General features: G+C 70.9%; 9 protein-coding genes and 2 pseudogenes. 8 read left to right on the top strand and 3 right to left on the bottom strand.

Annotated features, from left to right (window positions below; genetic code table 11):
• Nucleotides 1-30: 30 nt before the first annotated feature.
• The 3 genes and pseudogenes from ACIPEK_RS36515 to ACIPEK_RS36525 form a co-directional block, all read right to left on the bottom strand.
• Nucleotides 31-702 carry a nucleotidyl transferase AbiEii/AbiGii toxin family protein gene (locus ACIPEK_RS36515; protein ID WP_402005346.1) on the bottom strand — a complete coding sequence of 224 codons (672 nt, stop codon included), beginning with the start codon at nucleotides 700-702 and terminating at the stop codon, nucleotides 31-33.
• Nucleotides 699-1046, bottom strand: coding sequence for a transcriptional regulator (locus tag ACIPEK_RS36520; protein ID WP_402005414.1), 348 nt, complete (start codon nucleotides 1044-1046; stop codon nucleotides 699-701). The genes ACIPEK_RS36515 and ACIPEK_RS36520 overlap by 4 nt, the downstream gene beginning before the upstream one ends.
• A 420-nt stretch (nucleotides 1047-1466) precedes the next feature.
• Nucleotides 1467-1622, bottom strand: a pseudogene (locus ACIPEK_RS36525) (phosphotyrosine protein phosphatase); the annotation flags it as partial.
• A gap of 248 nt (nucleotides 1623-1870) precedes the next feature.
• Here ACIPEK_RS36525 and ACIPEK_RS36530 point away from each other — a divergent pair.
• The 8 genes and pseudogenes from ACIPEK_RS36530 (at nucleotide 1871) to ACIPEK_RS36565 (ending at nucleotide 11794) form a co-directional block, all read left to right on the top strand.
• Complete coding sequence (locus ACIPEK_RS36530; protein WP_402005349.1) at nucleotides 1871-2212, top strand: hypothetical protein; 342 nt, start codon at nucleotides 1871-1873, stop codon at nucleotides 2210-2212.
• A 145-nt stretch (nucleotides 2213-2357) separates the two neighbouring features.
• Nucleotides 2358-2648: pseudogene (locus ACIPEK_RS36535) on the top strand (hypothetical protein); the annotation flags it as partial.
• A gap of 241 nt (nucleotides 2649-2889) precedes the next feature.
• A complete protein-coding gene (gene eccD, locus ACIPEK_RS36540) occupies nucleotides 2890-4245 on the top strand; it encodes a type VII secretion integral membrane protein EccD (protein WP_402005352.1) in 1356 nt (451 codons plus the stop codon).
• A gap of 58 nt (nucleotides 4246-4303) precedes the next feature.
• On the top strand, nucleotides 4304-5539 hold the full coding sequence (locus ACIPEK_RS36545; RefSeq protein WP_402005355.1) for a MinD/ParA family protein: 1236 nt from the start codon (nucleotides 4304-4306) through the stop codon (nucleotides 5537-5539).
• A 22-nt stretch (nucleotides 5540-5561) separates the two neighbouring features.
• Nucleotides 5562-9536 (top strand): type VII secretion protein EccCa, encoded by a 3975-nt coding sequence (gene eccCa / locus ACIPEK_RS36550; protein ID WP_402005358.1) that lies wholly within the window; start codon nucleotides 5562-5564, stop codon nucleotides 9534-9536.
• Nucleotides 9537-9571: 35 nt separating this feature from the next.
• Entirely contained in the window at nucleotides 9572-10990 is a 1419-nt protein-coding gene (locus ACIPEK_RS36555; RefSeq protein ID WP_402005361.1) for a DUF6177 family protein, read from the top strand.
• A gap of 116 nt (nucleotides 10991-11106) precedes the next feature.
• Nucleotides 11107-11439, top strand: coding sequence for a hypothetical protein (locus tag ACIPEK_RS36560; RefSeq protein WP_402005364.1), 333 nt, complete (start codon nucleotides 11107-11109; stop codon nucleotides 11437-11439).
• A 43-nt stretch (nucleotides 11440-11482) separates the two neighbouring features.
• Nucleotides 11483-11794 carry a pore-forming ESAT-6 family protein gene (locus tag ACIPEK_RS36565; protein ID WP_402005367.1) on the top strand — a complete coding sequence of 104 codons (312 nt, stop codon included), beginning with the start codon at nucleotides 11483-11485 and terminating at the stop codon, nucleotides 11792-11794.
• The last annotated feature ends 10 nt before the right edge of the window (nucleotides 11795-11804 follow it).

Genomic DNA, 11804 nt, shown 5'->3' on the forward strand with positions numbered 1-11804 from the left:
CCTGTCGAGTGGTCGGCATCCGTGAGGCCATCAGTCCTCGTGCGGAGCCTCAAGCTCCTGGAGCCGTTCCCCGATGTCGTCGGCCCAAGCCTGTGCCCACTGCCGCAGCCCGGTGATCGCTTGCTCGTCGAGTCCGTAGGCGGCGAATTCCGTGTCGTCGATCCAGTCGGCTCCGCCCAGCCGAGCTTGAAGCTCGCTGAGGTCGAAGGAGTCGCGGGCATGGCGCCGGCCGAGTTCTTCGAGTTCGACGGGGTTCCAGCGGTCCGTGGCGGCCTGTACATCGATCAGATCCCTGGCGAGTCCACGGTCGGCCAAGGCGCGGACCTTGGTGCCGACGACATCTTCGAGGGACAGCACCAAGCCGTGATCGGTGTGTACGGGCGGCCTCCAGAGTGCCTCCTTGAGGATGTCGACCTCGCACTCTTCACGGCTGGCAGGATCGGTGACGATCAGACGTGCGGACAGCGGGTCTGTTTCCAGGGCTCTTACGCGCCATCCGCGCTGCACCAGTCCGGTACGTACGACGGTAGCGATGTCCTCCATACGATCTGGGTTCTCGGTTGCGACATCGAGGTCCTGGCTGAGCCGGTCGACCAAGCCGTGTGCCTGGACCGCATAGCCGCCGGTGAGCGCGAGGGGGTAGGTGCCGCCCACAGCGAGCACGTCTGCCAGCAAGCGGCGGTGCAGGTCCGTGAGATTCACGCAGCGGCCTGGGTGCTGTGAGCCAGCTCGCCGAAGGCGCTCTCCCAGACCTCACGGACATCACGGCTGACCAGTGTGCGCAGTGTGGGCCACAGGCCGACGAGAAGGTCCCGGTTGAGGTATTGGATCAGGTCGTCGTGCTGGCCCTCGGCCAGGACGATGCGGTAGTAACTCATCCGCAGCCGCGGACGGTCGAGGTCGAACGTGGTCAGCCCCGACCATGCAAGGTGGAGCGGCAGACTCACTGCGCCGTGTTCGGGGCCGGCAAGCTCGGAGAGCGCTGCGGGTAGGCGCCGGGCGAACTTCGCACGACGGAGATCGGAAAGACCGGGCTGTGATGCCATACGTCGATTATCCAGGAAGAGCCGACAGCGAGCTGCTTGATCCGCATACAACACTCCTGCGAGCAGGAGACGGGCCCAACCGGCGCCACCCCGCCCGGGGCGAAGCTGCCAACAGAAAAGCCCCGGGCCGCTGGCCTGGGGCTTTTGTATGGAGCGGGTGACGAGAATCGAACTCGCGCTCTGAGCTTGGGAATCTACTGCGCGGAGGGCATTCACATCATGACTGACCTGCGTAAACAGGCTCTGTCGGACCCCTCTCGAAGGCCCTCCGGGATCAGGCTCTGACCGCTGTTGACCGTCCTTAAGGGCACGGTTGGGGCACGTCCTTCGCGGTACTTCCTCGTAGAGGGCGCGGGCCGCCTGGATCGCCCGCGAGCGCCTCTCGCTGGTAGGCCGCTGATGCCCGGGCTTGCTCCCGCAAGCAGTCAGCTGGAGGGGGCGGGGGGTGACCTCCGCGATCAGGCCCTCGAGTGATCTCGTCTCGGATGGGCGGACGGCCTCGATGTCCTGGCCCGCAGGGTCTTCGGGCTTCCAGTCGAGGTAGCGCTTGCCCGGGAAGACGGGGCAGGTGTCGCCGCGGCAGGCATTGCGTGCCGGCGGGTGTGACTGGCAATAGCGCAGGCTTGCGTGCATCAGCTGTTCATCAGGCCGAAGGCTGGGCCTTCCAGGAGCGGGCCAAGGACTCGTCCTATGCAGACTCGGCGTCGTAGTCGAAGGACGCCGCCCTGCAGCCTCGGTTGCGGGCAGCGTTGCAATTCACCCAGTTGTCTTCGCCGGGACCCAGCTTGATGGGCTTCCGGCAGTTGCGACACTCCGACCGTTCCGTGGCCGAGCTGATGCTCGCGGCCAACTCGTCGATGCGCTCGAGCAGCTCGCACGCGGGCATCTCGGGATCCTCTGAGGCCAAGAGGGCGACCATGCGGCGGGCGTTCTGGAGCGTGGACGCATTCAAGTCGGTGACCCCTTTGGGAGCGGCGCCCTGCTCGCTGCTGATCTCCGTACTGGCCATCGCGGCGGCCATTGATCGGGCGGGCCCCTTCGAGAACCACAGCCTCTTCGAGATCATGGCCAACCTGATGGCCCTCAACGGCTCGGCCGCCCTGACGGCCCTGCTCCTGTCCGCCCTGGTCACCGAGCAGAAGAACGTCCGCCTGAAGATCGAGTAAGTCTGCGTGGAGCTGGCCGAACTGGTCGCCCGCCTCTCCCCGCCGTGACCCGGACCGCGACGCGCGGAGCCTCCGGGGTGTACCCGAACCCGACAGATGTTCTATGTTGCACAGGCGAAACAGCGGGGGAGGCGACGGACGACACATGGCACGGGACTACGACAGTCAACTGCTGGAGTCGGTGGCGGTACGCCGTCGCAGGATGCGCGACGCGCTGCTTTTCGGGGCGGGGCGGGCGCGACGCACTGCGGACGAACGGCTCGGGAAGGTGTTCGCGGGGATGGCCATCGCGGCCGTCCTGTGCGCGGGATGCGTCGGATGGTCCTTCATCCAGGCCACGCTGGCGAAGCAGAAGGCCGAACAGCAACAACAGAGGCAGCAACAACGGGGACTCGTGCAGCCGTACGCGCAGCCGTCGGCGCCCCCGACCCCCTCGCAGGCGTCGGCCCCGTCGAAGACGGCCTTCAAGGCGGCGTCCGGGCACGCATCCGGGCCGCCGTCCACGACGTCCTCGAAGGCCGGGACCCCGGCCAGGTCGGCAACCCCGACGAAGTCCCTCCGCCCGTCCAAGGTACGCACGTTGCCGCCGCCGTAGGCGACGAAGACGCCCAAGCCGACCCATTCGTAGAAACCTTGACGCTGAAGGGCCGCAACGCCGCGATGATAGGTTCCCGCAAGTGGTGAGCACAGCAACGACTTCCCGAGCGCAACTGTCCCGGGTGACCCTGGTCGGCGAGCGACGCCGGGCCGACATGGTCCTCCCCTCGGACACCCCCATAGGGCAGCTGCTTCCGGACATCCTGCAGTTGCTCGACGACCGTGCCGCCTCGCGGCCCATGACACGCCAGTTGGTGACGTCGGACGGTTCGGCGCTGCCGCAGGACAGCACGCTGGCCGGCGCCGGCATAGCCGACGGCGCGGTCCTGCGGCTGGTCAGGACCCACTCCGCGCCGCCCGCCCCCGTCGTTCACGACGTCGTCGACCTGGTGGCCGACGATCTCGACCTCCAGGCCTGGCGCTGGCGCCCCGCCGCCCGCAGGGGCAGCGCGGGAGTGGCGACCGTCGCCTTCGCGGTGACCGCCGCACTGCTCGCCCGCCGTGAGTTCGCACTCGACGCCCTGGCCGGCGCCCTGCTCGTCGTCACCGTCCTCCTGCTCGCCGCCGGCGCCCTCGGCGCCCGCGTCGGGAACGGAAACCGGGGCCTGGCCACGACTCTCCTGCTCGCCTCCGGAGGACTCGGCATCCTCACGGCGTGGACGGCCGCCGACGCCTACCAGTGGGCGGGGATTGCACGACTGGCCGCCGTCGCGGCCGCGCTCGTCCTGCCCCTCGTCATGCTCGGCTGGTTTTCCCCGCTCGGTCGCGGCGGATTCACGGGCGCCGCCGCCATCGCCACGATCACCGCCGTGTGGGAGGTGGTCGCCTCCGTTCAGGACGACCCGGCCCGACTCGGCGCGGTCATGGCCATGTTCTCCGTCGTTCTACTCGGCCTGCTGCCCCGCCTCGCGCTGATGGCCTCGGGGCTGACAGCGCTCGACGACCGGCGCTCTGGCGGAACCTCCGTGAGCCGGCACCAGGTGGGCAACGCCCTCGCCGCCACGCACCGGGGCCTCGCCCTCGCCACGATCGCGACGGCCGTCTCCGCCGCGGCGGCCGGCTGGTTGCTCACGCTGGCCGGCGAACCGAGCGTGTGGACCGTGGTGCTGCCGACGCTCGTCGCCGTGGTGCTCCTGTCGAGGTCACGGGCCTTCCCGCTGGTCGCGGAGGTCGTGGCGCTGATCGCCGCGGCGGGGTTGCTCCTCGTACGCCTCGTGATGCTGTGGATCGGACACGGCGGCGGCGCGGGAGCCCTCGCCGTGCTGTGCGTGGCCGCGCTGCTGCCGCTGCTCGGGCTCGCGATGCAGCCTCCGGACCACGTGCAGGTACGGCTGCGGCGCATGGCCGACTTCGTCGAGTCCGTCGGGGTGGTGGGGTTGTTCCCGCTGGCCGTCGGGGTGTTCGGCATCTACGGGCAGTTGCTCGACAAATTCTGAGGTTCACGCGCAGGCGCTCCGCGCGGGGCAGCAGGTCGGAAGAAGAGGGCAGGGGCACATGTCAAACGCAGACAACTGGCAGGGTGACGTCCTGCGGGACCTGAGGGGCGGCGGCCGGCAGCCCGCCCCGCAGGGCGGGCCCGGGCCCGCCGGGCAGAGCGCTACCCCGCCCGTGCCCCCCGGCCAGGGTCAGGATCCCGCGCTGCCCGTCGCCCCGCAGGCCCCGGCCCCGCACGCGACCCCGCACCCCGCCCCCCAGGTCCCGCACGCCGCCGGCCCGCACCCCGCCCCCCAGGTCCCGCCTGCCGCCCGACAGCCGCAGAACCACGCCCCAGCACACGGCCCTGCCCACGCCGGCGCCCGCGCGACCCGTACCCCCGACTCCCGCCCCGCGGTCGATCCGAGTCTTGCCGGAGCGAGCCGCAAGCCCCGCAACGGCGAACCCTTCACGGCCCGGGCCGCCCGCGCGATCTGGCGAACCGTTTCCTCATCCGTGGCCCGCGAGGTCGCCGAGGTCTCCCGCATCGCCGAATCGCTCCAGCAGCCGGTGACCACCGGTCGCCAGATCGCCGTCACCTCCATCCGCGGCGGCGCGGGCAAGTCCACCGTCGCGGCCCTGCTGGGCACCACGTACGCCCACTACCGCCAGGACCCCGTCCTCTTCGTCGAGGCCGACCCCGCCCTCGGCTCGCTGCCCATCCGTCTCGGTGCCGAGTCACTGCGCTGGACCACCGGGGACGTCGCTGACATCGTCCAACCGCAGATGTCGCTGCTCGACATCACCGGCTACCTCGTCCAGCTCCGCGACAACGCCTGGCTGCTGCCCGGTAGCCAGGGCCAGATCGGCGCCATGCTGGACTTCCGCTCCTACGAACGCGCCATGGTCGCTCTGCGCCGCTACTTCGGCGTCACGGTCGTCGACTGCGAGACGCTCCCCGCGGAAGTGGCCCGCGTCGCACTGACCGCCTCCCAGGCCTGCGTCCTGACCACCCCCGCGACCCTCGACGGCGTCGCCAGCACGCACGCGGTGCTCCAGTGGATGCAGGGCCTGCCCCCGCACGTGATCGGCGGCACCGTCGTGGTCCTCACCGAGCAGGCCCCACACTCGGGCATCAACACCGACGAGGCGGTGCGCACGCTCCGGTCCACCGGGACGAGCGTCCACGTCCTGCCGTACGACCGCCACCTCGCGGACGGCGATGCGATCCGCACCGTCCTGCTCGCCCAGGCGACCAGGACGGCCGCCACCCGCATCGCGGCGGACGCGTTCCAGCTTTCCCAGAAGCGCCACTGACGGACGACGACGGACGACGAAGATGAGCACCCGACTGATCCACCGCCCGGCCCGGACGGTCAGGCCGCCCACCGCCTCCGAGGCGCGCGTCATAGAGGCACCGCCCAATCTGCCCGAGGGCAAGGCGGGCAACATCGCGATGTCGCTGCTGCCCGTGGCCGGTGTCATGTCGTCCGTCGTGATGATGACGGTCGTCCGCAACAGCCAGTTCGCCGCCCTCGGCGCACTCATCCTCGTCGTCACCGTCATCGGTTCCGTCGGACTCGTCTTCTCCCAGCGCGGCAAGGCCCAACGCACCCGCCGGACCCAGCGCGAGGCGTACCTCGCCTACCTGGAGGACCTCCGCGAGGAACTCGCCACCGACGAACGCGAACGGGGCGAGCGCGCCGACGTGCTCAACCCGCCGCCCCACGCGCTCTACGACATCGTGCGCGACCCGGCCCGGCTGTGGGAGCGCCGCCGCGTCGACGCCGACTTCCTGCGCGTGCGCGTCGGGACCGGCGAGATGCCCGTACGCGACCTGCGGATCGCGGACCAGGGCTCCTCCGTCCTCACCCCGCCCGACCTCTTCATGCTCAACGAGGCCTCGGCCCTGACCACCCGGTTCCGCAACGGCACCGAACTCCCGCTCACCGTCCCCCTCGACCGCGTCGGCAACGTCACCGTCGTCGGTCCCCGCGAGGACTGCCTACGCGTCGCCCGCGCCCTGATGGTGCAGACCGCCGCCGCCCACGCACCCGACGACGTCGCCATCGCCTTGGCCGTGCCCGGCGACCGGCTCGACGACTGGGAATGGGCCAAGTGGATGCCGCACCTGCTCGACACCGAGCAGCTCGACGGCCCCGTCGCCGCCCGCCGGATCGCCCCCTCGGCGGCGCAGCTCGCCCGCCGGCTCGGCCCCGAACTGCGCCGCCGCGCTTCCTACGCCGCCGAAGTCCGTCGTGGCCTATCCGGCAAGGACGCCCTGTCGATGACCTCCCGGCTGCTCGTCGTCGCCGACGGACACGGCGAGAACGCCGTCGAGCTGCCGCGCCCGGACGAGGCCGTCGGCCTGCGCGAGATGGGCGTCACCGTCCTGCACCTGCTCGACCAGCGGTTCCAGGAGCCCGGCCACGTCGGCGTACGGATTACCGTCGAGGGAGACCGGGTCCTCATCGAGGACCTGCGCCAGGAGGAGCCGATCAGCGCCCAGGGCACCGTGGACGAGGTCGGCATCTCCTTCGCCGAGGGCCTGGCCCGGATGCTCGCGCCGCTGCGGCTGTCCGCCGAGTCCCTGATCGATGCCCCGCTGTCCGGACCCGTCGACTTCGCCGACCTGCTCGGCATCGACGACGTGGCCCGCCTCGACCTCGACCGACTGTGGGCGCCGCGCGGCGAGCGCGCCTTTCTGCGCGTGCCCATCGGCGTCAGCGACTCCCGCGAGCCGGTCCTGCTCGACCTGAAGGAGTCCTCCGAGCTGGGCATGGGCCCGCACGGGCTGTGCGTCGGCGCCACCGGCTCCGGCAAGTCCGAACTGCTGCGCACCCTCGTGCTCGCCCTGGTCGCCACGCACCCGCCGGAGGACCTCGCGCTCGTCCTCGTCGACTACAAGGGCGGCGCGACCTTCGCCCCGTTCGCGGACCTGCCGCACGTCGCCGGTGTCATCACCAACCTGGAGAACCAGGCCGGTCTTGTCGAGCGCGTCCACGCCTCCCTCGCGGGCGAGGTCAAGCGCCGCCAACAGGTCCTCAAGGACGCGGGTAACGTCGCCGACATCGGCGACTACGCCGCGCTGCGCGCCGACCGGCGGCCCGACCTGGAACCGCTGCCGCACCTGTTCGTCGTCATCGACGAGTTCGGCGAACTGCTCACGGCCAAGCCCGATTTCATCGACCTCTTCCTGTCCATCGGCCGGATCGGCCGCTCCATCGGCGTGCACCTGCTGCTGTCCAGCCAGCGCATCGAGGGCGGCAAGCTCAGGGGCCTGGACACTTACCTCTCCTATCGGTTGGGCCTGCGCACCTTCTCCGCCGACGAGTCCCGCACGGTCCTGGACACCACCGACGCCTTCCACCTCCCCCCGCTGCCCGGCTTCGGCTACCTCAAGGTCGACACCAGCCACTACGAGCGCTTCAAGGCGAGCTACGTGTCCGGTGGCTACCGCGGGCCCGTCCGACGGACCGAGGAGGAGGACACCGGTCCCCTCGCCCTGGAGTATGAGGCGTTCAACACCCTCGCCGACCTGGACAACCAGGGGCCGCAGGAGGCCTCCGCCCGGCGCCGCGAGACCGGCCCCACCGAGATGGGTGTCATCGTCGGACAACTGGAGCACGCCGCCGCCCCCGTGCGCCGGATCTGGCTGCCGCCGCTGCCCACCGCGATCGCGCTGGACACGGTCGCCGGCCCGCTGGACGCCGGCCCGCGCGGGATGCAACTCGCCAAGCGGCGCGGCCGGCTCACCGTGCCGCTCGGCCTGCTTGACGACCCGACGAAGCAGTGGCAGGGCGAGTGGTACCTCGACCTGACCGTCGCGGGCGGCCACGCGGCCGTCATCGGCGGACCGCAGTCCGGCAAGACCACCCTGCTGCGCACCCTCGTCCTCTCTCTCGCACTGACCCACACCCCGCGCGAGGTCGGCGTCTACGGCATCGACCTGGTCGGAGGCGGCCTCCAGGCCCTGTCCGGTCTGCCGCACGTCGGCGGCATCGCCGGTCGCGCCGACCGCGAGCGCGCGGCCCGTACCGTCGAAGAGGTACGGAACATGCTCGTCACCCGCGAGGACCTCTTCCGCGACCACGGCATCGACTCCGTCGAGCAGTTGCGCACCCTGCACGCGGCGGGCCGGCTGCCGCAGCTGGCCTCCGCCGAGATCGTCCTCGTCATCGACGGCTTCGGCGCACTGCGCGACGACTTCGAGGAACTCGACGACGCCGTCGTGGACATCCTCAAGCGCGGCGGCGGCTACGGCATCCACGTCGTCGCGGGCATGCTCCGCTGGAACGACGTCCGCATCGCCACTCAGTCGAACTTCGGCACCCGGGTCGAGCTGCGCCTCAACGACCCCGGCGAGTCCAGCATCGAGCGCAAGCTCGCCGAGACCCTCTCGTCCGACGAGCCCGGCCGGGTCCTCACCGACGGCAAGCTGTTCGCACAGGTCGCGCTGCCCCGTACCGACGGCCTGGCCGACCAGGCGGAGCTGGGCGCCGTACTGGAACGCACGGCCCGCCAGGTGCGCGCCACCTGGAGCGGAGAGGCCGCCCAGCCGGTACGGGTACTGCCGCACGTCTTGGAGCCGCACCTGCTGCCGGGACCCGCCGCCGAACCCCGCCGGGTGCCGATCGGCCTCGACCAGACGGCACTGGCGCCCGTACTGCTGGACCTCTTCGCGCACGACCAGCACCTGCTGGTCATGGGCGACAGCGAATGCGGCAAGACGAACCTGCTGAAGACCATCGCGGCCGGACTCATCGAGCGGTACGGCGAGGAGGAGCTGGTCTTCGCCATCATGGACCCGCGCCGCGCCCTGCGCGGAGCGATCCCCGAGGAGTTCAACGGGGGCTACGCGTACAACGCCAAGATGTGCGCGGGACTGGCTGCGGGCATCGCCACCGAGCTGGAACGGCGGATGCCCGACGACAGTGTCCCCCTGGACGACCTGGAACCCGGCAGCTGGGGCGGCGGTCCCCGGATCGTGGTACTCGTGGACGACTACGACGTGCTCACCACCGCCGGGCAGCCGCCGCTCGCTCCCTTCCTGCCGTACATCCCGTCGGCGGTCGACATCGGCCTGCACTTCGTGCTGACCCGCCGCGTCGCCGGCGCCTCGCGCGGCATGTACGAGCCGCTGGTGCAGGGGCTGCGCGAATCGGGGGCCTCGGCCGTGGTGATGGCGGGCGACCGCAGCGAGGGCCAGCTCTTCCCCGGCGTGTACGCCTCGCAGCAGCCCGCCGGACGCGGTGTGCTCGTCCGACGGGGGCAGACCCATCGCCTGATCCAGACCGTGTACACGCCCGAGTGACGAAACCGCCAGACCACTAAGGACCGTACGACCCAATGACCAAGGACGTCATAGCCCTCACCCCGCGGATGCCCGACGCCTGGAGCGTGCTCGCAGGGCTGCTCTCCGGCGGCCCGGACAAGCTGGTGGACACCACTGGCGAGGGCGCCGTCGTACAGCTCTGCGACGCGCAGGGCCGGCCGCTGGTGGCCGTCGAGGCGCCGATGCTCGTACAGGTCCCTGGCGAGGCCGCGCGGCTGTTCGGGGCCGTGGAGCCACCGGTGCCGTTCTGGTGGACCGAGGCCCGCGCCACCACCGGCGTCGCGGAGGCCGAGCGGCTGGCGGGCACCTTCGCGGCCCGGGTCGCCGCGCTGACCGGCGGCACGGCCTGGCCGCCGGAGGCCGCGCTCTCCGTGGCCGTGGTTCCGTCCGAGGGCGTGGGCGTCGCCCCCGCGCCGGCCGCCGCGCAACCCGCCGTGGACGTCCTGACCGACAAGGTCGCCGTCGTCATCATGGACCGGCCCGTGGTCGCGATGACGGCCTGGCTCTCGGACGCCTTCCGGGCCGCCGCCGCCTCGGAGCGCGGACTCCAGATCGTCAGCCCGGCGGTCAGCACCCTCACCCCGGCCGTGCGCGACGCCCTGCCCGGCTGGCCCTCGCGCTGGGTCGTGCAGGACGAACGGGACGGCTACTACGACGGCCGCTCGGGCGCCGTGCTGCGCTGGCAGGAGGGCATGTTCGCGACGGTCGTGCAGCCGGACGCGACCGAGGACGATCCGCGCACCCCGGTTGCGGCCTCGTTCCGGGAGTTCGCGGACACCGGCGAACGCCAACTGGCCGTCTCCTTCCGGACGGTCCACCCCGCCGACGACCGGCTGGTGCTCGGCGGCGCCCTGGAGACGGTCTGGCGCGAGCTCACCGGCGAGGCACCGGCCGGCTGGGCGACCGCCGAGCCCGCCAATCTGCCCTGGTCCCCGGCGCGGTTGACCGACGTCGCCCACGCGCGGTCGCCCGAGCCGAGCTGGTTCGTGGTCGTCGGGAGCCCGGCGCGGCCGGGCGTCGCCGGCGTCCGGGTGACCCGTACGAAGGCGGGCGTGGAGGAGGACGTCACGCTCGCGTTCGGCTACGGGGCCCACGAGGAACCGCCGTTGGACGCGCTGCCGCGGCTCGCGGAGGCGCTCGCCACCCGCCACACCCTGCGCTCCATGCTCGTACAGCTCCGCAAAGCACGCCGTGACCTGGCGGTACCGGCCCGCTTCGAGGGCCCCGGTGTGCCGTTGGCGTTTGCCCTGGGCTCCGAGGAGGTCCGGGCGATGCCGGGCGACCGCGCACGGCGCACGCCGCTGTCAGTGCAGCCGGTCACACTGGGACCGAAGGCCCGCCCGGCGCTGTACTACCCGTTCCCGGGGGATCCTTCGGACCTTTCGGGGTGGAGCGACTTCGAGCGGTTGGTGCGTCACCTGAAGGGCGAGTGACGGGACTGCGGATTTGTCAGGCCTTTGTCACAGCTGCTGGGTTGCTGGTTGCACTAGCGATATGAGTTCATAGAAATGAACATACTTACGATCATTCGAGTGTGTGGGGGAGTGGAATGAAGTTCGACATGGGGGCGCAGGTTCTGACGAGCCTGATGTCGGGGTCGCGTAACTCGAGTACCGACCTGGGAACACTGATCCAGCAGTTGATCAACGCGGCGCAGCCCCTGGAGGGCAAGTTCAACGGCCAGGGCAAGGTCGCGTTCGATTCGTTCAAGCTGCGGTCGGACGGGATCACGAAGGAACTGAACGCCTCGCTGTCGGCCATCCTGGGCGGCCAGTCCGGCATGGAGCAGGCCTTCGGGGCCGGTGATCAGGAGCACGGCGACAACGCGCGCACGCAGATGGGCGCGGGCAACTTCGACGCGGCCCGGTTCTCCGGCCGCTGATCCTCTTCAGATCCTTTCAACCACACGGGGAGTGTGATGTGTGATGGCCGGTGACACGGACCGTCGGTCCTACGACACGGGTGCGTCGACCGAGGCGCAGGGCAACATCCAAGTGGTCATCGGCCAGTTGGAGCAGGTGATCGCGGCGCGCGAGGCGCAGGTGAACGCGGCGATGTCGGACTTCGCGGCGGACGGTGTGGCGGACGACTATCACGCCAAGGAACTGCGTTGGAAGAGCGCCTCGCAAGAGGTGAAGAACATCATCCGGCTGCTCAAGACGACGCTGGAGAAGAACGACGCGACGGCGCAGCAGACGCTGGCGCGGGCCAAGGCCGCGGTCGACAACATCGGCTGAGTGGGTTGTC

This window comes from Streptomyces sp. NPDC088246 (genome assembly GCF_044741025.1).
Lineage (GTDB): Bacteria > Actinomycetota > Actinomycetes > Streptomycetales > Streptomycetaceae > Streptomyces.